Origin of the sequence: Bacillus cereus group sp. BfR-BA-01381, from assembly GCF_022663555.1 — a bacterium.
Lineage (GTDB): Bacteria > Bacillota > Bacilli > Bacillales > Bacillaceae_G > Bacillus_A > Bacillus_A pacificus.
In genome coordinates this window covers 44297-67135 of the sequence record NZ_JAKUFR010000019.1, presented here as the reverse complement: position 1 = coordinate 67135, position 22839 = coordinate 44297, and the positions used below count along the sequence as shown (strand labels likewise).

Genomic DNA, 22839 nt, shown 5'->3' with positions numbered 1-22839 from the left:
GTATTAGGCACGCCGCCAGCGTTCATCCTGAGCCAGGATCAAACTCTCCAATAAAGTTAGTTTGTCTAGCATCTAAAATAAAAATTGACGTTTCACGTTGTTTGTTTCGTTCAGTTTTCAAAGAACTTGTCCATCGCTTCAGAAGCGACTTCATCATATTAACATCTTCATTTTTCGATGTCAACTAAGTTTTAAAATTTCTTTTTTGTCGTTTTCTGCGTTTCCGCATCAGCGACGTTTATTAATATACCATCATGGTTTTTAAATAACAAGTGTTTTTTTATAAAAAAAACAAAAAAATTATCTATCCTACTTTCTTCTATAGTAAGACCTTTTATTCTCTCTACTGAAAATAAGTATTTTGATTGTATACCAATACACTCTAATTAACCAAACTGCCTTTCATAATCCCTCCCACCTTTTCATTCTCTTCTACATTAAAGTCCACATTTAAAAAGAAAATAGCTTCGCCACTTCCTAATAATGCGAACATGTTGATTTGTTGGCAGATAGCCCCACACCCACCGAATTCGAGGTGAGAATTTTATCGTCCGACCAACGGCGGGATAGATAACGAAATTCCAACGAAACATCAACTTAAGATTATTGTTAGAATTTTTTTACATTTAATTAATGAAAAATATCCATTTTTTGTTATATAGTAAGAAAGGACGTACTCAACTACAAATAACCCAATGGAGGAATTACTTTATGGATAGGTTAACGAAGTTTTCATTAAAAAACCGCGCCGCTGTTATCATCATGGTTTTTCTCATTTCCATACTCGGTGTTTATTCCGGCTCTAAATTACCTATGGAATTTTTACCCAGCATCGATAATCCCGCAGTCACCGTTACAACCTTATCTCCAGGACTCGACGCCGAAGCAATGACAAAAGAAGTAACCGCTCCCCTTGAAAAACAATTTCGCAACTTAGAACACATTGACAATATCACCTCTTCTACTCACGAAGGATTATCACGCATCGATATCGCGTATACATCCAAAGCAAATATGAAAGATGCCACACGTGAAGTTGAGAAGGCCCTTACTACAATTAAATTACCTAAAGATGCAACGAAACCGATAGTTAGCCAATTAAATACTTCTATGATTCCACTCGCTCAAATTGCAATCCAAAAGCAAAACGGATTTTCAAAAGCAGATGAAAAACAAATCGAAAAAGAAATCGTACCACAACTCGAAAGCATTGATGGTGTTGCCAACGTTATGTTTTTCGGAAAATCAACTTCTGAATTATCTATTATACTAGATCCAAACCAATTAAAAGATAAAAACGTAACACCGGAACAAATATTAAAAGTTTTACAAGGAAAAGAAACTTCCACTCCAGCTGGAGCTGTTACCGTTAATAAAGAAGAATATAACCTTCGTGTCATCGGGGATATAAAAAATGTAGATGACATTAAAAACATCACCGTTGCACCTCAAGTAAAATTGCAAGATGTTGCTCAAATTGAACTTAAACAACACTACGATACAATCTCACATATAAATGGCGAAGAAGGCACTGGATTAATCATCATGAAAGAGCCAAGTAAAAATGCAGTTGCAATTGGAAAAGAAATCGATAAAAAAATTAAAGATATAAGTAAACAATATAAAGATCAATTTTCTATTAAACTTTTAGCGTCAACTCATGAACAAGTTGAAAATGCTGTTACTAGCATGGGAAAAGAAGTAATCCTTGGAGCAATTGCTGCAACTCTAATTATCTTAATCTTTTTACGTAACTTCCGAACGACACTCATTGCTGTTGTCAGTATTCCATTATCTATTTTATTAACACTCTTTTTACTACACCAATCTAACATCACACTTAATACTCTAACACTTGGTGGTTTAGCTGTTGCAGTTGGACGTCTCGTCGATGATAGCATCGTTGTCATTGAGAATATTTTCCGACGTTTACAAAAAGAATCTTTCTCTAAAGATATTATTCTCGATGCAACGAAAGAGGTCGCCGTCGCAATTACTTCTTCTACTTTAACAACGGTCGCTGTTTTTTTACCTATCGGCCTCGTATCAGGAGTAATCGGAAAATTAATGTTGCCTATGGTATTAGCAGTCGTATATTCTATACTATCATCCTTAATCGTTGCACTAACAGTTGTTCCACTTATGGCTTTTTTACTACTCAAAAAAACAAAACACAAAAAGCCAAGTTCTTCACCACGATATGTCGCTACATTAAAGTGGGCTCTTTCGCATAAATTCATTATTCTACTTACTTCTTTTTTATTATTCGCAGGATCGATCGCCGCCTATGTATTACTACCGAAAGCGAATATAAAATCTGAAGACGACACAATGTTATCTATTAATATGACTTTTCCGGCTGATTACGCTCCTGAAACACAAAAACAAAAAGCTTTTGATTTCGAAAAGAAGCTACTTTCTAATTCAGATGTAACGGATGTTATTTTACGAATGGGATCTAGCGCAGAAGATGCACAATGGGGGCAAACGACGAAAAATAATCTCGCAAGTATATTGGTAGTCTTTAAAAAAGGTTCTGATATTGATCAGTATATTAAAGAGTTAAAGAAAGAACATAAAACTTTTGAGCCCGCGGAACTTGATTATATAAAAATGAGTTATTCAAGCTCTGGCAGCGGCAATAATTTGCAATTCAACGTAACAGCCACTAACGAAACGAATTTAAAAGAGGCTGCTACTATCGTCGAAACAAAACTAAAAGATATGGATGATCTTTCTAAAGTAAAAACGAATTTAGAAGACTCTAAGAAAGAATGGCAAATCCATGTTGATCAAACAAAGGCCGAACAACTAGGATTAACACCAGAATTAGCAGCTCAACAAGTAGCATTCCTTATGAAGAAATCACCTATTGGTGAAGTTTCAATCAATAACGAAAAAACTACTATTATGATAGAACATAAAAAAGAAAGTATTACTAAACAAGAAGACATTTTAAACACAAACATACTATCACCTATTAATGGACCAATTCCTTTAAAAGACATTGCAACTATTTCAGAAAAGCAACTTCAAACAGAAATTTTCCATAAAGATGGAAAAGAAACGATTCAAATTACCGCAGAAGCTTCAAATGAAGATTTAAGCAAGGTAAGCACTGAAGTGAACAAAGCGATAGCCGACCTAGATTTACCTAGCGGAGCAAAAGTAAATATCGCAGGCGCCACTGAATCTATGCAAGAGAACTTCACAGATTTATTCAAGATTATGGGGATTGCAATCGGGATTGTATATTTAATTATGGTTATTACCTTCGGGCAGGCGCGTGCTCCTTTTGCAATCTTGTTCTCCTTGCCATTAGCTGCTGTCGGCGGTATTTTAGGATTAATCATTTCAGGAACACCAGTCGATGTAAATTCCTTAATCGGTGCATTAATGTTAATCGGGATTGTCGTTACAAACGCTATCGTATTAATAGAAAGAGTACAACAAAACCGGGAACATGGTATGGAAACGAGAGAAGCCTTACTCGAAGCAGGTTCCACTAGACTACGTCCAATTATTATGACAGCTATTACAACAATTGTTGCTATGCTCCCACTCCTATTTAGCCAATCACAAGCAGGAAGTATGGTATCAAAAAGCCTAGCCGTTGTTGTTATCGGTGGTTTGGCAGTCTCAACTGTTCTTACATTAGTAGTCGTTCCAGTTATGTATGAACTATTAGATAAAATCGGGAGAAAAAGGCGCTCTCGTAGAAAAATAAACACTTCTACAGAAACAACTGATATTTAAAAGAAAAAGCGTTATCTTCATTCCTGAAGATAATGCTTTTTCTCTACCTACTTATATAATTCATCATTTTTCCCGCATACCGCTCTAGAGCTTCACTAGAATCCACAATAATATATTCACTATTTAAAGGTCTTTTACTACCATTTAACCACTTTTTAAAAGCTACTTCCGACTCTACCTTTTCAATTTGACTGACCATACGCTTACGTGTTTGCAACCTATTATTAATCTCTTCCATATCATTCATATAACACTCAATATATTTATATTTCACACCATGTTTATTAGACAGTTTCATGCCCTTTTCAACCATCCCTTCATATAGACATGGACTATCCAATATCACACTATGCCCTTGTTCTAAATAAGAATCAATCAATGCCCATTCAACATCGTATGATACTCCTCCAACAATCGTCGATTCAATCCCTTTTATCTCTAATGATTGTAATAACGCTGATTTCAAAACGTCATGATCTACAATTACAGCACCTGTTAACTTCGCAATATACTTAGAAACTGTCGATTTTCCCGATCCTGGAAAACCTGACATTTGCAGAAAAAACAAATTAAACCCACTCCCTCATTTTCATCTTCTTATTCTAATATTCGCGAGCAGCAAGACCCCACTAATTAAAGTTTCACTTTATTTATATAACGAATTACAAATTCAACAATCGCTATACCTTTTCCTTCTATATTAAAACGCAAAAAGAACCCCCTACTTATAAGTAGAGAGTTCCCCTTTACAGCTTATGCAGCTTTTACCTTCTTCGTCGTTTTACTTTTTCTTTTCGCTCCTGTAAAACGTTTGTGCAATATAGATGCTACTAATCGTGAAATAACATTGAATAGTAATACCATAATAATTAATACAGCTGCAGATTTTGTCGCAATTAACTTCGCATCTGGGATAATCCCTTCAGAATTTAACTTCCAAATGTGAACCGCTAACGTTTCAGCTGGTCTAAATGGATTTAAAGGATGAGCAGGACTTGAGAAGTCCGCTGCTGAATTTAAAATTGGAGATGTTAAACCCGCTGTATAAATTAATGCCGCCGCTTCACCAAATATACGACCTGCCGCTAAAATAACACCTGTAATAATTTGCGGTAATGACGACGGGATAATAATACGAGTGATCGTTTGCCACTTTGTTGCACCTAACCCAAGGCTCGCCTCTTTCACATTAGCAGGAACTTCTGAAATCGCATTTTCACAAACACGTGTTAAACCTGGTAAGTTTAAAATCGTTAAAGCAAGGGCACCCCCCATTACTGTGTATCCCCATCCTGTCATTGTAACGAACACTAACAAACCGAATAAACCAACAACAATAGAAGGTAAAGATGCCATTGTCTCGATACATAAACGAACAAAGTTTAAAAAACGTCCTTGTTTTGCATACTCTGCTAAATATATTCCAGCACCTAATCCAAGTGGAATAGATATAATAAGCGTTATAACAAGCATATAGAATGAATTGAATAACTGCGGACCAATCCCACCACCAGCTCTTGTATTGCTTGGTTCTCCAAACAGGAAATTAGGATCCCAAAAACCCCATCCCTTTTGTAAAATCTCAAATACTAAGAACACTAGTAAAGCTACAACTAAAGCCGCAACCGCATAAAAGATACCTGTCCAAACTTTATTTACCGTCCTTGCATTCATTATTATCGCTCACCTCTTTGCCCAATTGCTCGAATAACTAAAATAAACAGGAATGATATAACAAGTAAAATCATTGCTAAAGTCCATAGCGCATTGTTCCAAGCAGTTCCGTTTAATGTATTTGTCATATCCATTGTCAAAATACCAGTTAACGTTGCTGTCGGGCTATATATTCCTTCTGGTAATTTAACCGTATTCCCAATTACCATTTGAACCGCTAACGCTTCACCAAAAGCACGCGCTAAACCTAAAACAACACCTGTTAAAATCCCTTTTTTAGCAGCAGGAACAATTACTCGGCTAATCGCTTGCCATTTCGTTGATCCTAAACCATAAGAAGCTTCTAAATAATCAAATGGAACAGAGCGTATCGCATCAGAAGCGATACTAGCAATAGTAGGTAAAATCATAATACTTAGGACAATAATACCTGCAATTAAACTAAACCCTACTCCCCCAAACGAATCACGTAATAGCGGTACTAAAATTGTAACCCCTAATAATCCGTATACAACTGAAGGAATACCAACTAATAATTCTAAAACAGGCTTCAATACTTTATTTCCAAACTTCGGCGAAATTAAATTCATGAATATAGCAAGAGCTATAGCAATTGGTGCACTAATAATAACCGCACCTAACGAAACCACCGTTGAACCTACAATGAAAATTACAGCCCCGAAAGTTCCCTCATCAGCATTTGGACTCCATTTTGTCGATGTTAACATCTCAGTAAACGAGATACCACTTTGCGTAAAAGATTGAATTCCTTTACCGCAAATAAACGCAATAATAGCTAATGTAACTAAAACAATAAAAATGCCACAAAACGTAACAAGTGATCTTCCTATATATTCACTTTTCACGTAATTAATTTGTTTTTTCCCCTTCATCACAGGACAGACCCCACTTCATAAATTGAAATGAACAGGACTGGCCTTGCAGCCAGCCCCATAAATTTTATTACTTATTTAATTTAGACATTGGAATATAACCCATATCTTCTACTTGCTTTTCAAAATCTTTACCTTTTACATAGTCAATGTAAGCTTTTGTTGCTTCTTTCGCTTCACCTTTCGTTACCATGTACTCGTAAGACCAGAATGGATATTTACCAGACGCAATGTTTTCAACTTTTGGTTCAGCACCATCAATTTTCACTGTTTGTAGCGCACCTTTTTTCTCGCCAACCATGTAAGACATTGCTAAATAACTTACTGAACCTGGAGTAGAATTAATCGCTTGCTCTACTGCACCGTTAGAATCTTGTGTAGTACCAGTTCCGTCATTAATTTTCGCATCTTTCATAATTGTTTTTTCAAATGTAGCACGTGTACCAGAAGAAGCTGGACGGTTAATTACGTTGATTTTTTCATCTTTCCCGCCTACCTCTTTCCAGTTTGTTACTTTTCCAGTGAAGATATCTTGTACTTGTTGTACTGTTAAATTATCAACTTTTACATCTTTATTTACGACAAGTGCGAATGCAATACCCGCTACCTTGTTATCTACTAATTCTTTCGCCTTATCAGCATCTTTTATTTTATCTGCAGATGGAACATCTGAGTTACCAATTTGGACTGCACCAGAAGCTACTTGGTTAATTCCAGTTCCACTACCGCCACCTTGCACTTGAATAGAAACGTTTGAATTTTTCTCCATAAATTTCTTTCCAGCTTCCTCTGCAAGAGGTTGAAGTGCTGTAGAACCTGCAGCTGCTATCGTACCTGACAATTCTTGTTTTGCATTATCGCTTCCTTTAGCATCTTTACCTGATGTCTCTTCTGCTTTTCCACATCCCACTAATGAACCCGCTACCACTAAAGCTGCTAAAGAAAATTTAATACCCTTTTTCATAACCATGTCTTGTACCCCCATTTGGATTATCACTTTTCACATTTATCTACTTCTTTCGAACACAAATTCATTGTAGGACAATAATATTATGTGAGTGTTAAGCAATTTTTAATTTTAAGTAAATGACGATAATAATCCTTAAAAACTAGGAATCCCAACATTTATAGTTAAAGAACCCAACAAAATCCACACTAATTAAGCTGTAATGTAAATTTACTCTTAACAATGTAAATTCAATGTAAATGTTTTTCACTCTTTTTCCCTTTGAGTTAAAGTTACATTTACAATTCCGCTGTATTTTGTTACTTTTACACACCTAATTTATGCACATCACACAGAATTTCAGTAATATTTTTTAGTACAACTAAATAAATTGGAACAATTCTAAAAATAAATGAATATTTTTAAAGTACCAATTGACAGCATCATCCAATGTAGTCTACTATATTACTAACAAAAAGTTTACCTAAGGAAACTTTTTAAACTTAAACTAACAATATAGAGATGAGGTAACTTTTATGGTATCGGCTAATATAAAACCACTTTCCGAATTTAAGACAGGAGAGTTTGTACAAATTGAGAAGATACAATTAGAAGGAACTATGAAACGACGTTTATTAGATTTAGGATTTATCCCTGGGGCAACAATTAAAGTATTACAACGCAGTCCACTTGGAGATCCGGTCGCTTATCAAGTAAGCAACACCACTATTGCACTACGTAAGGAAGAAAGCTCCCTTATTTTCGGGATATTAATAGGAGATGATTTCAGATGAGCAAACATCGCATTGCTTTAGCCGGCAACCCGAATACTGGGAAAAGTACATTATTTAATACTTTAACAGGCTTAAAACAACATACTGGAAACTGGACAGGAAAAACTGTTTTAAAAGCTGAAGGGGAATATGAACATAACGGTAGTAAATATACATTAATAGATTTACCTGGAACTTACTCACTATATTCAAATTCTGCGGATGAAGAAGTAGCAAGGGATTATATTATATTTGAAAAACCAGAAGTAACTGTAGTTGTTATCGATGCAACTGCTATGGAGCGAAATTTAAATTTAGCACTCCAAGTGATGGAAATGACGAGCAACGTAGTCATTTGTATTAACTTAATTGATGAAGCTGAGAAAAAAGGCATCGTTATTGACGAAAAGAAATTAGCAAAATCACTCGGTGTACCTGTAGTTAAAATTTCCGCTCGTAACCGAGTAGGCATCGGTCATTTACTAAATGTTATTGCTAAAGTAGCAAATAAAAAGCTAATTCCAACACCAATTAAAATTTCTTACAGCGAAAAAATCGAGAATATGATTCAGGAATTAGAACCACAAATTTATAAAGTGTTCGGTGATACGTATCCAGCACGCTGGATTGCGTTACGTATATTAGATGGAGATAAAAATTTCTTAACTACACTTCAAAAACACCATAATGAACCACTTGTAAGGGAGGTCGTAATGAATGGAATCTCACTCAGCCAGTAAAGCTCTTCCATTAGACTATATTATTCAACATGCACAAGCACTATCAAAAGAAGATATACGAGATGATATTGTCGGAGATATTTACCGTACATCTGCAAGCATATGTAAAGAATCTGTTCAATATACAAATACGGATAAATTGTATCGTTCTGAAAAACTAGATAAAATTTTCACATCTCCAATCTGGGGATTCCCAATTATGCTTGGTATTTTATCTATCATTTTTTATCTTACAATTGCAGGGGCTAACGTACCATCTGATATGATTGCTGAGTTCTTCGGATGGGCCGAAGGATATTTAACATCTTGGTTCCAAGCAGCACACGCACCTGAATGGTTACATGGCATTTTAATACTTGGTTTATTCCGTGGTATCGGTGCTGTTATTAGCGTTATGTTACCACCTATGGCCATCTTTTTCCCTATGTTTGCACTATTAGAAAACTACGGATACTTACCACGAGTTGCGTTTAATATGGACCGCTTATTCAAACGCTCTGGTGCACATGGTAAACAATCTTTAACAATGGCAATGGGCTTTGGTTGTAATGCAGCAGCCATTATGTCAACACGTATTATTGAATCACCACGTGAACGTATGCTTGCAATCTTAACGAACAACTTCGTTCCTTGTAACGGTCGCTGGCCTATGTTAATTTTAATGGCTTCATTATTTATGGCTGCCGGTTATACAGGTAGTATGCAAACATTGGTTACTGCTGGGGTTGTAGTTGGAATGGTTGTAATTGGTATCGTTATGACATTAACCGTTTCTTGGGTACTATCAAAAACAGCTTTAAAAGGCGTTCCAACTCACTACACACTCGAGTTACCGCCATACCGTAAGCCAAAGGTTTGGAATACAATTGTGCGTGCAACACTCGATAAATCCGTCTATGTTTTAAAACGAGCTGTTGTTGTAGCTGCTCCTGCGGCTGCATTAACTTGGTTACTTGCTAATATTTTCATCGGTGACACAAGCCTACTTATGTATTTTGTAAACTTCCTAGATCCATTCGCTAAAATGTTAGGACTTGACGGATTTATTCTAGCTGCGTTCATTCTTGGACTACCAGCGAACGAAATTGTTATCCCGATTTTATTAATGTCTTACTTATCAACCGGAGCTTTAACTGAAATAGATGATTTTAATCAAATTAAAAATCTATTCTTAGAAAATGGTTGGACTTGGTTAACGGCGTTAAACACAATGTTGTTCTCACTTCTTCATTTCCCATGTGGAACGACACTGGTTAACATATATAAAGAAACAAAAAGTGCAAAATGGACATTCTTATCGTTTGCAATCCCTACCGTTATCGCTATTGTTGTGACATTCCTCTCTACACAATTGGTACATTGGTTAGGGCTTGTATAAAAACAAAGCATACATAGAAGGTATCCCCCTTCACATATGCTTTGTGCGAAAGAAACCTGAAATTATTCAGGTTTCTTTTTTTGCACATCATTATTCCAAGGCTGCGCTCCATACGTTGTAATTTTTTTATGAATGTAGTATATAGCTCCCGGAAGAACTGCCATTAATATTGTGCAACTAATCCCTAATCCAGTAAACACCTTCCATCACCTTACTTCACTTTCTTTGGTAACGCTGAACCTGAATGTTCAATTGTTGGATCAACGTGAACATTAATTTCAGCATTACTAAAATAATTCTGGCCTTGATCCCAATTCTTACTAATTTTCTTCCACTCTTTATAATTATGCCTCTTATATACCTCTCCTAATTCCAATACGTCTACCTTATATTTTTTTTGAACAAGCTGTATAGACTTTTCAATACGCTTCTTCATTTCCTTTGAAATTTCTTTCTTTAAAAGCTTTTCATTCATCACTTGTTTCGGTTCATTAAAATGTAACTCAGCTAATATGCCTTCTGTGGACAAATGAATATCAAACTTCGGTTTTGTAGCATTTTCAGTAGACACTTGGATCTTTCGGCGCAACTTATGAATTTCATATGTAATGAGCTGATTCTTTTTACGAACAGTAAAGAAACCTCCAATTTTCTTACCTATTACATAGTTCATTCCTAATGTTTGTTCTCCACTCAAAGTTCCAACGCACTTATTATCCTTTCCACGGATTAATGCGGCTCCTTCCATTTGTACGCCTTGTTTAGTTAACCCTAAAAGAGGTAATGCAAAACTTCGATCTGCGATCATTTTTCCTTGTACTTCACCAATTCTCGCCGCCTCAATCATTTGAGCATTTTTCGGAGGATGTTCAGCTAACATATCAATGTACTGCGCCGGTAAGTTTTCAGGTTTTGCACTCTGTTTTAAAATAGATTCTGCATTTTTCTTGGAAACGAACAAACGAATATTTCTTCTCATTTCATGATCACGAAAATATACATCTAACGTATTTTGCAAAACATACGGATTCGCTAGTAATTCGTCCGAAAAAATAATGACTTGTATATGCGGAAAAAATAATGTTCGACTAATTTTTTTAGCAATTATTCTTATTTGCTCAAAGACGCTATCTGCTTTCGCACTTACGTTAATATAATTTTCACTATCTCCATCGCCCTGTCCACTTTGTTGCGCTAACTTACTGGGAAGTACCATCTGATACGTCCCTTTCATAATCGGATTTGATTTCTTTTTCTTCACAATATCGTAAGCTGCGCCTACTACAAATCCTCTTTCTTCTATTTCTTCTAGCTCAGAGCACCCACTTATAGATCCAGCTAAAACCATAACCATTATAATTTTAAGAAGGTGTTTCATTTCTACCATTCCTTCTTTTTATTTTATATACAATAAAAACTAGCAAAGGAGCTAATACGACAAACCCCATATCTATCCACGCTAAATACGTTCCGTAACTTGATAACGTATTTAAATTCCCCGGGAGCATATTCAGCATAAAAATCAGAGGTGCGCTTCCGAAAATAAAAATATGTTTCTTCACTTTCGGAAACATGGCACAAAACAATAAAGATGCGACGTCATAATACATGGCTGTAGTGTTATAAATAGTAATAATCCAAGTCGTAAAAAAAATTGCATCGAACCTTTCTAAAAAGCCTCCACCAATTTCAATTTCTTTCCCTAATTCAATTGTTGGGTATGTCAATCCACGAGTTGTCATATACGTAAAAACACTAATACACGTTACATAAATTAAAATGTATGAGAGCACATTTACTATCACTGCTTTCGCAACTGCCATTGGTGCCTTTTTCGCTGTCTTATCATTCAACAACACAGCATAAAACAGAGCTACCTCAAATCCAATAAATGTGAATATAGAATTTTTAACCCCAACAGCGTATTGACTTACTTCCGTTTGGAAAGCTGGAAACAAATTGTTTATTTCCATTAAATTTATATTTAATAAAGAAAGGAGCACTATTGCAATTAAAACAATAGGTAAGAACATAACATTTAATCGTAACAAAGCTGCTCTTGATCCTGCTATTCCATAGATAACAACTAATAAGAAGAAAAAAGATAGTAGCTGTACTGGTGTCTCACTAAATAAATACGTTTGCGAAATAATTGCAATCATTCGTGATTCATATGCTGTCAAAGCAGCAAACGTTAATACTAAAACCATACTAATCGTGTATGCTACCGGCTTTGTCAAATGCGCACTCGTATATTGAACAAAGTTCTGTTTTGGAAATAAAATAGCCACCCTCGTTACAAACCAGCCTAAAACTGCACATATCAATCCACCCAAAAGCAAAATAATCCAACCATCTGAAAATAAAGTTTGGTTAGCAATATCCCTTGGCATAGATAATGCGCCTATACCAATAATGGTCGATGATACCGCAAACCCAATTTCCCGAGATCCAATTTCTTCATCGCCATACTCAAATGGTTTCAATTATTCTCGCTCCTTTGGACGTACTGTAGAATCTTTTGTTTGTAAATATTCAGGTCTCTCTTTCAGCATTGATTTTGGCATGCGAATAAACTCTTCTTTCCAATCTTTATAAAATGCAGGAGCAATTGGAGTCGTATACGGTACACCAACACTTGTTAAATTTGTAATATGAATAGCAAGCGCAATAAGAGCTAGAATGATTCCATACAACCCAAAAGCAGTTGCTGCTAATACAAAGACGAAAAGTAAAATTCGAAACGTAATTGTGATGCTATACACTGGAAGTGAAAATGTAGCAATAGCTGTAACCGCAATAATAATAACTAAAAACGGATTTACAATTCCTGCGTTCACCGCTGCTTCTCCGATTACAAGACCACCTACAATCCCAATTGTTTGTCCCATCGGTTTCGGTAACCTAATTCCCGCTTCTCGTATTAATTCCATCGTTAATGCCATCATTAACGTTTCAATATAAGCAGGAAACGGAACACCTTCTCTTGCCCCGGCAATCGAATAAGCCAATTTAGAAGGAATAAGTCCTTGGTGATATGAGACGAGCGCTACATACATCGCTGGCATTAAAACTGCAACTATACCAGAACCCATTCGCAAAATTCTTAATAAGGTCCCTATTACCCAACGCTCATAATGATCTTCCACAGATTGAAAAATATCAACAAATACTAGCGGAGCTATAAGGGCAAACGGTGATCCATCCACCAAAATAGCTGCCTTTCCTTTCGCTAATGAGGCCACAATATTATCAGGCCTTTCCGTATTCAAAAACTGCGGAAACGGCGACAAATTATTATCTTGAATTAATTGCTCAATTGTACCCGTCTCAAAAACGACATCTGTCACTATGGATTGAAGACGCCGATCTAGCTCTTCTACAATGTAAGGATTAATAATGTCTTCTATATATACTAAAGTCACTTCTTTTTGGGATCTCTTCCCCATAATATAAGATTGAAATCTCAGCTTTGGGTCACGTAAACTACGGCGAATTAACATTTTATTCACGTTAATATCTTCATTTAATCCAATCCTCGGTCCACGTATTAAATCTTCTGTTACTGGTGGTTCTAAACTTCTTTTTTCCCAAGCTCTACTATTAATCACGATAGCTGTTTGAATATTATCAATTAATATAACTGTATCTCCCGCTAAAATCGCATTTATAATATCCGGAAATGTTGTCTTCTTACCGACTTCCGCAATAGAAATAAAACGATCCAATAACGTTTGAACGATAGCTGCTTCTTTTTGTACTTCTTCATATTGAAGTGTACGAACTACATATTTATAAACATTATCCTTATCTGTTAACCCACACAGAAAAATAACAGCACAACGTGTAAAACTGCCAGCAAGGGCAACTTCCCTAATTGTTAAATCATTCGGTGAACCTAACTCATCCCTAATTTTTTTCATAACTTCAAATAAGTTACCTTTTAGCTCTAACAAGTCCCCCACCTAACTTCCTTTTCAACAAGTTTTTAGTTAGATTCCGCTAATCGAAGAAAATATATACAAAAAAGAGCTATCTCTTTTCAAAGATAGCTCTAGCATTAGAATTACTTTTCTACTATTGTATTGTCTGTCTTTATAGACACATTTTTCGTGAACCCACTAACGATAAACATCACAATCATATTCATTAACAACGCGACTATACCTACATTTAAATCTTTTATATATTGAGGGAAACTCGGAAACATCGTAGCTATAGTTGAACCCGATAAAGTAATATACGCAACCACTAACAACCCAATCCCCATCCCTGCAATCGCTCCTTGCTTCGTAATAACCTGACGTGGAAACAGACTACATACAAGTGCAGGGAAAAGCTGTGTCACTATACTATATCCCATTAAAAGAAGTGCTCCTATCGTTTCTCCACCTTTAAAAGTAAACAAAACAGCTACAAGCGTTACTACAGGAACAAATAATTTCGCTGTTTTTGCCACTTGTCGATCCGAAGCAGATGGGACCATTGTTCGGTAAATATTTTTCGCTAATAATGTAGAAGCGGCCATGACAAGCATAGAACCTGGAACTAATGCAGTTAAAACTCCGGCACTACCAATAATCCCAATAAACCAAGGATCAAAAGTTTGAAGAGCCAGACGGAATAACGAAAGGTCTACATCCCCTCCCTTTAATCCAGGAACTTGTAAGATAGCTGCAAACCCTGCAAAGAACACGAAAAGTAAAACTAAAGAATACAGTGGCATAATGGCCGCATTTTTACGAAATACTTTTTCATTTTTTGCAGAGAAAGCAGAGGCGAATGTATGGGGCCACATATAGAAACCGAGAGCTGTTAATACAATAGTAGAAACAAACCAAGAAATGCTCATTCCTTCATCAGGTAAAGATAAAAACCCTGGTTTTGCTGCTTCTACAGCTTCAAACATCGGCTGAAATCCTCCGTAATAATGGTACGGTAAATATATACCTAAAAACATAACGATAAACAGGATCATAATGTCCTTCAAAGCGGCCGTCCAAGCAGAGCCGTGTATACCTGAAACCATTACATATATCGTTATAACAATTGCGCCAATCCACACTGCTATAACTGGCGATACCCTTCCATAAGACGCTTCCGAAACGATAATTCCTAATCCTTTTAACTGTAAAACAAGGTATGGGATAATCGAAATAACCCCAATGATAGAAACGATAAGGCCAAGTGCCTGACTCTTATATTTCTTCACAAAAAAGTCTGGCTGTGAAACTAGATTATGCTCTTTTGCATACTTCCAAACTGGTGGTAATAAAAAATAAGATAAAATATAAGCTAATGCACCATAACCTAAAATATAAAAAGTAGGTGCTCCTTTACTATACGCCCATCCACTTCCACCTAAAAATGTGAATGTCGTATAAATTTCACCTGCCATAAGAAGAAAAACAAAAATAGTACCAAAGCCTCTTCCTCCAACTGACCATTGCTCTAAATTCATATCTTTTCCGTGTTGTGCCCGAATTCCTAAAAATAGTGCGAGAAACAAAAATAAAATAATGATAAGTAATGCGGTCATTTTACATCCCCCTTATTAGCAGGATCAAATACGTACACAATCCCCATACAAAGAGATGTAATAAGCACTGATAATAATACCCAAAATAATAAAAATGGCATCCCTAATATGTAAGGAGTAACTGAATTAGCAAATACGGGTCCAACAACTAAACAAAAAACTGGAATAAGCGCTAATACGTGTATTTTCTTCATCTCATTCTCCTTTACTTATGAAATTCATAATCGATGATACAAAGACTTGCACTCCAATCGGTAATGCATCTTCATCAATCGTAAAACGAGGGTGATGGTGAGGATATATAATTCCTTTCTCTTTATTTCCTGCACCGATAAAAAAGAATGTCCCCGGTGCTTTTTGTAAAAACGCTGAAAAATCTTCTCCAGCCATCGTCGGCTGTAAACGCGTAACTCGTTCCCTTCCATAAAGCTGTAATGCTGTTTGCTCAATAATCTCTGTAACTTCATAATCATTTACGACTGGACGATATCCATATTCATACGAAAACGTATATTTCGCTCCGTAAGCTTCCGTCACATGCTTTACAATCTGTTCAATTCTTTTCTCTGTTTCTTCTCGCAACTCATGTCTTAAACTCCGCACTGTCCCTTCAATCTGCGCTTGTTCTGGAATCACATTATGAGTTGTCCCAGCGTGAAATTGCGTAACAGATACTACAAGAGAATCTAACGGATTCGTGAGGCGAGATACAATTTGCTGAAGTTGCGAAACCACTTGTGTACCGATTGCAATACTATCAACTGTTTCATGAGGGATTCCAGCATGTCCACCTTTTCCTTCTATTATAATTTTAAAAACATCTGGAGCAGCCATTGCGGGACCATAAATTACACCTACTTTTCCAACCTCTAACGATGCCCAAAGGTGAGCACCAATAATATAATCGACCCCTTCCATTACACCCGCTGCAACCATTTCCTCTGCACCACCAGGAAAGTTTTCTTCAGCATGTTGGAATAGAAAACGAATCTCCCCTTTAATCTTCTCTCTTGCTTCTACTAACTTATGTACAACTCCAAGTAATATCGCTATATGTCCATCATGGCCACATGCATGCATTACACCCGGATATGTAGAAATAAAGTCAAACTCATTTTCTTCATGAATAGGAAGAGCATCCATGTCAGCTCGAACCGCAACTATTTTACCAGGCTGCTTTCCAATCAACCTTGCCATTACACTATATTTAGTAGGTCTTGATACTTCTAAACATGGAATTTCCCGAAGTATATCGAACACAAACTGCGATGTTTTCTCTTCTTGAAAAGATAACTCTGGATACTTATGAAAATGCCTTCTCCACTCAACCAACTGATCCTTTGACAAAACAAGTTCTTTTGCAACATCCATTTCTCTTCTCCCCTTCTTCACCAAGTTAAATGTTATTATAACGTGAATTGTTAACTTTTAAAAGAATCTTCTGAATTTTCCGTTATAATCATTTAAAAATAAAAAGCCATCAAAAAGATGACTTTTTCATTATTATAAAATAGTAATTGCTTGTTTCCCCATTTGCTCCCACGCTTTCTCAAACTCTGCTCGTGGAACAGCGAAACGCGGATTGTTTTTTAGTGGATCATTTACATATACAAAGTTTTGATCGTATCCAACTACTACTACACTATGCTCAAAATATGTAATTTTCACTTCACCAGAACTTGTATTCCATGTTTCAAAACTACTTTCAGCTAGCGGCTGAAACGTTGTATTAATAATAACCCATACTGGAGAACCAGAACTAATTACCTTATATAGATCTTTCACGTCTCTATCTGTTAAATTAATTACTTTTTCAGAAACATATTTTTCTGCTAAATTAAAAATTGGTTTATTGTATACACCATATCCTGGTTCAGCTTTCGTATAAATATTTCCAACAAATCCCTCATAAGGATTTCCGCGCAAACCATTTTGTTCAAATGGAACTCGATGAATTTCACTAGCAAGTTGCATCTTATCTACTTGCACACCTTTATATTGGAGCAACATAGCTAAGCTTGTTACTTCACATCCACGAGGTAATTCTGGTAACTGCTTTATAAACGGAACATTTTCAATCATAGCCGCTTCTTTCATTTCAGATAGAAAGTCTAAGCGTAGCACTTGTGCCTTTTGTATAATCTTATCTTTCCCTATAAAAAACGCTGCAGCAAATATAATTCCAAAAACAAAAAGATATTTTAACTTTTTCATTTTAAACAAAACTCCATTAATTATTATTTTACAGACATACCTCCTACCATTGTACCTTTCTTCTTGCTAGTTTGCTAGAAAGATTCTGTGAATTATTGTTCACAACTACACCGTTATAAAATTCTAATTATTTTTAATAAAAAGAAAAAACAATATACTTTTCTGATTTTTTTTGCTAAAATCGAAATAATTAACATGGTGAAGATATCACCTTGTTAATAAAAACATTCTTAGGGTATTTAGTCATAGTTCGTTTTTTACATACTCCATTCATTTCATAGTAAATAAACCGAGTATGTGTCATATCCCCCACTAATGATTAAAAACTCAGAATGAAAACCAGTTAACACATATAAAAAATAACGGGGTGAGGGGCATATGAATCAACAAGTAGAACAAACAGATTTAAAACGTACAATGAAAAGTAGACACCTATTTATGATTGCACTTGGTGGTGTTATCGGAACTGGCCTATTTATGGGATCTGGTCAAATCGTCCATAACGCCGGCCCTGGTGGTGCTATTCTTGCATTTTTAGTCGGTGGATTTGTTATGTATTTAACGATGTTATGTCTTGGTGAATTATCTGTTGCTATGCCAGAAGCAGGTTCATTCCAAAGCTATGCAAGCAAATTTATTTCACCTGGTTTTGGTTTTGTTGTCGGTTGGATGTATTGGTTAAATTGGGCTGTTACAGTTGGAGTAGAGTTAACAACTGTAAGTATTTTAATGAAACGCTGGTTTCCAGATGTTTCTTCGTGGATTTGGTGTGTTACATTTGCAGCAGCACTCTTTCTTGTAAACGCTCTATCAGCAAAAGCATATGCAGAAGCAGAATTTTGGTTCGCTAGTGTAAAAGTCGCAACCATCGTTATTTTCATCGTACTCGGTGGTGCAGTTATGTTCGGTCTACTAGACTTTAACGGAAAACCAGCTCCAATGCTTCACAATTTCACTGAAAATGGCGGATTATTTCCGAATGGTGCATTGGCTGTTCTTCTTACGATGATTACAGTGAATTATTCTTTCCAAGGAACAGAATTAATCGGAATCGCTTCAGGAGAAAGTGAGAATCCTGAAAAAACAATTCCAAAAGCAATTAAAAATACCATTTGGCGAACGCTATTCTTCTTCGTCCTAGCCATATCAGTTGTTGTAGGTTTACTCCCGTGGCAAGAGGCTAATCTAGTCGAAAGTCCATTTGTACTTGTATTTGATGTAGCTGGTATTCCATATGCAGCAGACATTATGAACTTTGTTATTATTACAGCTGTATTATCCGTAGCCAATTCTGGTCTATACGCAAATTCACGTATGCTTTGGGCGATGGCAAAACAAGGAATGGCAAGTCCAGCATTTACGAAGTTAACGAAAAAAGGTGTACCACTAAACGCATTGATTTTCAGTCTAATCTTTGCAAGTCTATCCCTATTAACAAGTATATTTGCAGCAGATACTGTCTTTTTAGTTTTAACATCTATCGCAGCAATGGCTGCCGTTGTCGTTTGGATGTCAATTGCGGCTTCACAGTTTTTCTTCCGTAGAAACTTCGTGAAAAACGGTGGTGACATCAATGATTTAAAATATCGCACACCACTTTATCCGCTCGTTCCAATCGTAGCATTCTCACTCAATTTCATTACATTTGTAAGTTTAGCTTTCATTCCAGATCAGAGAATCGCTCTTTATTGCGGTATTCCATTTATGGTTATTTGTTACATTTTATATCAAGTGAAATATAAAAAAATTGTCACATTTGAACAACAAATAAGTCTAAAAAAAGAAGTAAACTAAATATACAAAATATTCAGCTATCTTTCTTATCATAAGATAGCTTTTTTCTATTTCTTGGGTATCCTGGTATAACTTTATTTATCTTAAAATTTTCACAATCGCATTTTTCTCTGGAAAATAGTTTACAATGTAATCAAGTTACAAATGATATTCACCTTAAAAAGTGTGCATTTGTGTCTATTTTTTAACAATATCTCAAAAACTATTGCCTTCTATAAATTAATAGGTTTATATTGTTTTATTGGCATAGTTTCAATCCAAGGAGAAAGGAGATTTTCAATCGTGCAACTAAAGAAAGCGTTTTGGAAGTTGGCTTCGCTTCTTCCGTTATCATTACTTCTGTTCCTCGGTGGCTGTGATAAAAAACTCGCAGTATTAAATCCGCAAGGACCTGTTGCAAAAGCACAGTATGATTTAATTGTTTGGTCATTCTTGCTTATGTCATTAATTATCGCAATTGTATTCATCTTGTTTACAGTCATCTTGATTCGTTATCGTGAAAAACCAGAGAATATGGACTATGAGCCACCTGAACAACACGGTAACACATTATTAGAAATCATTTGGACGCTTGTTCCTGTTATTATCGTTATCGCATTATCGATTCCAACAGTAAAAGCAACTTATGCTTCGGAAGAGGTTCCGAAAGAGTCCAAACATATTAAACCAGTGGAGATTTATGTTACATCTGCAAACTGGAAATGGTTATTCAGTTACCCAGAGGAAAAAATTGAAACCGTTAACTATTTAAACATCCCAGCTGGTGTACCAATTCAATTCAAACTGACTTCTGTCGGCCCAATGAATGCTTTCTGGGTACCAGAACTTGGTGGTATGAAGTACACAATGGATGGCATGATTATGGACCTTTATTTACAAGCTGATAAGCCAGGTTCTTACCTAGGTCGTAGCGCGAACTTCTCTGGTGAAGGATTTACTCACATGGAGTTCGAAGTTGAAGCAAAAACTAAAGAGAAATATGACAAGTGGGTTAAAGAAGTACAACAAACTGCTCCTAAACTAACAGAAGATAAGTACAACGAAATTGTTAAACCTGGTGTAGTTGGTCGTATGACATTCTCTAGCCATCACTTAAGTTATGTAGATCCAAAATCACTTGAATATTGTGATTACAACTACTACAAAAACAAAAAATAATAGCTATAATTCCAACAGATTGGAGTGAACACAGTGAAGCTTGATGAATTCTTTGTCACAGGTGACCCGATTATTTACGGTGCAGACGCTTCTATCGTTCTTGTGACATTAGCAATCATTTTCGTACTAACAAAGTATAAAAAATGGAAATGGCTTTGGGACGAATGGTTAACAACTGTTGACCATAAAAAAATTGGGGCCATGTATATTATCTCTGCGGTTATTATGTTATTCCGTGGTGGTATGGACGGTTTAATGATCCGTGCACAGTTAACATTCCCAGAAACAACTTATTTAAACGCTGAACACTATAACGGAATCTTCACAACACACGGTACAGTTATGATTCTTTTCATGGCGATGCCATTCGTTATGGGATTAATGAACCTTGTAGTACCATTACAAATTGGTGCTCGTGACGTTGCATATCCGTTCTTAAATGCTTTAAGTTTCTGGTTATTCTTTGTCGGAGCAATGTTATTCAACATCGCTTTCGTAATTGGTGGTTCTCCAGACGCTGGGTGGACTTCTTACTTCCCAATGGCAGGTACAGAGTTTACTTCTGGTGTAGGAAATAACTACTATGCAATTGCATTACAGATTTCAGGTCTCGGTACGTTAATGACAGGTATTAACTTCCTTGTTACTATCTTAAAAATGCGTACACCTGGTATGACTTTAATGAGAATGCCAATGTTTACTTGGTCAATCTTAATTACAACAATTATCATTATTTTCGCTTTCCCAGTATTAACAGTTGCTCTTGCATTAATGACATTTGACCGTCTATTCGATGCTCACTTCTTTACGATGGCGAGCGGCGGTATGCCAATGTTATGGGCCAACCTATTCTGGGTATGGGGTCACCCTGAAGTATATATCGTTATTTTACCGGCATTCGGTATTTTCTCTGAAATCATTAGTACATTCTCACGTAAACGTCTATTCGGTTACAGTGCGATGGTATACTCAATGGTTGCAATTTCTTTACTAAGTTTCGTCGTATGGCTTCACCACTTCTTCACGATGGGTGCAGGTCCGGCGGTTAACTCATTCTTCTCGATTTCGACAATGGCGATTTCGATTCCAACCGGGGTTAAAATCTTTAACTGGTTGTTTACACTGTATAAAGGACGTATTCGTTTTACAGTTCCAATGCTTTGGTCATTGGCATTTATTCCAAACTTCGTAGTCGGTGGGGTTACAGGGGTTATGCTTGGTATGGCAGCAGCTGATTATCAGTACCATAACAGCTACTTCCTAATCGCTCACTTCCACTACGTATTAATCGCAGGTACAGTATTCGCTATGCTTGCTGGATTCACATTCTGGTATCCAAAAATGACTGGTCATATGTTAAATGAACGCCTAGGTAAATGGACATTCTGGATCTTTATGAGCGGATTCAACATCTGTTTCTTCCCAATGTACTTCTTAGGTTTAGACGGTATGACTCGTCGTATGTACACTTACTCTGAAAGCCTTGGATGGGGATGGCTAAACCAAATCGCATCTGTCGGTGCAGTAATGATGGGTATTGGTTTCGTACTTCTTTGTTACAACGTAATTTGGAGTGCTCGTCACGGTGAACGTGACACAACTGGAGATCCATGGGATGGCCGTACACTTGAATGGGCAACTCAATCTCCTGTACAACATTACAACTTCGCGAAACTTCCTGAAATCAAAGAAGCTGATGCTTTCTGGTACATGAAGAAACGCGGAGAAACAGTTACACCAGCAGCAGAAGATATCAAACCAATTCACATGCCAAGTAACTCTGGCGTGCCTATTATTGCGTCTTTATTCTTCGGTCTTGCAGGTTTCGCATTAGTATTTAGCTGGTTCTGGCTTGCAGCAATCGGCGGCGTTGGTATTTTAGCTTGCTTAATCTATCGTTCATTCGATTATGATGAAGGTTACTATATCAGTGTTGATGAAATTAAAAAATCAGAACATGTAGCATGAGAGGTG

The 22839-nt window shown here is 36.3% G+C and carries 20 protein-coding genes; 8 read left to right on the top strand and 12 right to left on the bottom strand.

What is annotated here, in order from left to right; translation table 11 throughout:
• Together MR079_RS09375 and MR079_RS09370 are read left to right on the top strand one after the other, a co-directional pair.
• Positions 1-188 (top strand): hypothetical protein (locus MR079_RS09375; RefSeq protein ID WP_212590297.1); only part of this gene is annotated, 188 nt, incomplete at its 5' end.
• A gap of 523 nt (positions 189-711) precedes the next feature.
• Entirely contained in the window at positions 712-3756 is a 3045-nt protein-coding gene (locus MR079_RS09370) for an efflux RND transporter permease subunit (protein WP_139869426.1), read from the top strand.
• 43 nt (positions 3757-3799) lie between these two features.
• Here MR079_RS09370 and MR079_RS09365 read toward each other — a convergent pair whose 3' ends face one another.
• From MR079_RS09365 to MR079_RS09350, 4 genes are all read right to left on the bottom strand, one after another.
• The gene (locus MR079_RS09365; RefSeq protein ID WP_139869425.1) at positions 3800-4324 is read right to left on the bottom strand and encodes a P-loop nucleotide/nucleoside kinase family protein; all 525 of its coding nucleotides are present in this window, start codon (positions 4322-4324) and stop codon (positions 3800-3802) included.
• Between the two features lie 185 nt (positions 4325-4509).
• The gene (gene pstA, locus MR079_RS09360) at positions 4510-5430 is read right to left on the bottom strand and encodes a phosphate ABC transporter permease PstA (protein ID WP_000994138.1); all 921 of its coding nucleotides are present in this window, start codon (positions 5428-5430) and stop codon (positions 4510-4512) included.
• A 2-nt stretch (positions 5431-5432) separates the two neighbouring features.
• Positions 5433-6323, bottom strand: a complete 891-nt coding sequence (pstC, locus tag MR079_RS09355; RefSeq protein WP_011040013.1) for a phosphate ABC transporter permease subunit PstC — start codon at positions 6321-6323, stop codon at positions 5433-5435.
• Between the two features lie 70 nt (positions 6324-6393).
• Complete coding sequence (locus MR079_RS09350) at positions 6394-7293, bottom strand: phosphate ABC transporter substrate-binding protein PstS (protein ID WP_000245119.1); 900 nt, start codon at positions 7291-7293, stop codon at positions 6394-6396.
• 512 nt (positions 7294-7805) lie between these two features.
• Here MR079_RS09350 and MR079_RS09345 point away from each other — a divergent pair.
• Genes MR079_RS09345 through MR079_RS09335 form a run of 3 tightly spaced genes read left to right on the top strand, consistent with a single transcriptional unit; the run spans position 7806 to position 10160 of the window.
• Entirely contained in the window at positions 7806-8063 is a 258-nt protein-coding gene (locus MR079_RS09345) for a FeoA family protein (RefSeq protein ID WP_000252983.1), read from the top strand.
• On the top strand, positions 8060-8782 hold the full coding sequence (locus MR079_RS09340) for a FeoB small GTPase domain-containing protein (RefSeq protein WP_000033852.1): 723 nt from the start codon (positions 8060-8062) through the stop codon (positions 8780-8782). The genes MR079_RS09345 and MR079_RS09340 overlap by 4 nt, the downstream gene beginning before the upstream one ends.
• Positions 8760-10160, top strand: a complete 1401-nt coding sequence (locus MR079_RS09335) for a nucleoside recognition domain-containing protein (protein ID WP_000443586.1) — start codon at positions 8760-8762, stop codon at positions 10158-10160. Before MR079_RS09340 ends, MR079_RS09335 begins: the two co-directional genes overlap by 23 nt.
• A 62-nt stretch (positions 10161-10222) precedes the next feature.
• Here the strand turns inward: MR079_RS09335 and MR079_RS09330 are convergent, their stop codons facing one another.
• The 8 genes from MR079_RS09330 to MR079_RS09295 all read right to left on the bottom strand — a co-directional run bounded on the left by MR079_RS09330 (position 10223) and on the right by MR079_RS09295 (position 17913).
• Positions 10223-10360, bottom strand: coding sequence for a hypothetical protein (locus MR079_RS09330; RefSeq protein WP_000493992.1), 138 nt, complete (start codon positions 10358-10360; stop codon positions 10223-10225).
• Positions 10361-10371: 11 nt separating this feature from the next.
• Positions 10372-11538: a spore germination protein GerLC gene (gene gerLC, locus MR079_RS09325; protein WP_242269665.1), complete on the bottom strand. Its 1167-nt coding sequence runs from the start codon at positions 11536-11538 to the stop codon at positions 10372-10374.
• Positions 11522-12646, bottom strand: a complete 1125-nt coding sequence (gerLB, locus tag MR079_RS09320; RefSeq protein WP_000801997.1) for a spore germination protein GerLB — start codon at positions 12644-12646, stop codon at positions 11522-11524. The genes gerLC and gerLB overlap by 17 nt, the downstream gene beginning before the upstream one ends.
• The gene (gerLA, locus tag MR079_RS09315; RefSeq protein ID WP_011040012.1) at positions 12647-14125 is read right to left on the bottom strand and encodes a spore germination protein GerLA; all 1479 of its coding nucleotides are present in this window, start codon (positions 14123-14125) and stop codon (positions 12647-12649) included.
• 101 nt (positions 14126-14226) lie between these two features.
• A complete protein-coding gene (locus MR079_RS09310; RefSeq protein ID WP_139869423.1) occupies positions 14227-15699 on the bottom strand; it encodes a sodium:solute symporter family protein in 1473 nt (490 codons plus the stop codon).
• Positions 15696-15893 carry a DUF3311 domain-containing protein gene (locus MR079_RS09305; RefSeq protein WP_000719859.1) on the bottom strand — a complete coding sequence of 66 codons (198 nt, stop codon included), beginning with the start codon at positions 15891-15893 and terminating at the stop codon, positions 15696-15698. Before MR079_RS09305 ends, MR079_RS09310 begins: the two co-directional genes overlap by 4 nt.
• A gap of 1 nt (position 15894) precedes the next feature.
• Entirely contained in the window at positions 15895-17070 is a 1176-nt protein-coding gene (locus MR079_RS09300) for an amidohydrolase (RefSeq protein WP_139869422.1), read from the bottom strand.
• Between the two features lie 132 nt (positions 17071-17202).
• A complete protein-coding gene (locus tag MR079_RS09295; RefSeq protein WP_000734471.1) occupies positions 17203-17913 on the bottom strand; it encodes a C39 family peptidase in 711 nt (236 codons plus the stop codon).
• Positions 17914-18291: 378 nt separating this feature from the next.
• On the opposite strand from MR079_RS09295, the gene MR079_RS09290 reads away from it, so the two are divergent.
• From MR079_RS09290 to qoxB, 3 genes are all read left to right on the top strand, one after another.
• Entirely contained in the window at positions 18292-19707 is a 1416-nt protein-coding gene (locus MR079_RS09290; protein ID WP_001076070.1) for an amino acid permease, read from the top strand.
• Positions 19708-19989: 282 nt separating this feature from the next.
• Entirely contained in the window at positions 19990-20865 is an 876-nt protein-coding gene (locus MR079_RS09285) for a cytochrome aa3 quinol oxidase subunit II (protein WP_001176167.1), read from the top strand.
• 33 nt (positions 20866-20898) lie between these two features.
• Complete coding sequence (qoxB, locus tag MR079_RS09280) at positions 20899-22833, top strand: cytochrome aa3 quinol oxidase subunit I (protein ID WP_139869421.1); 1935 nt, start codon at positions 20899-20901, stop codon at positions 22831-22833.
• The last annotated feature ends 6 nt before the right edge of the window (positions 22834-22839 follow it).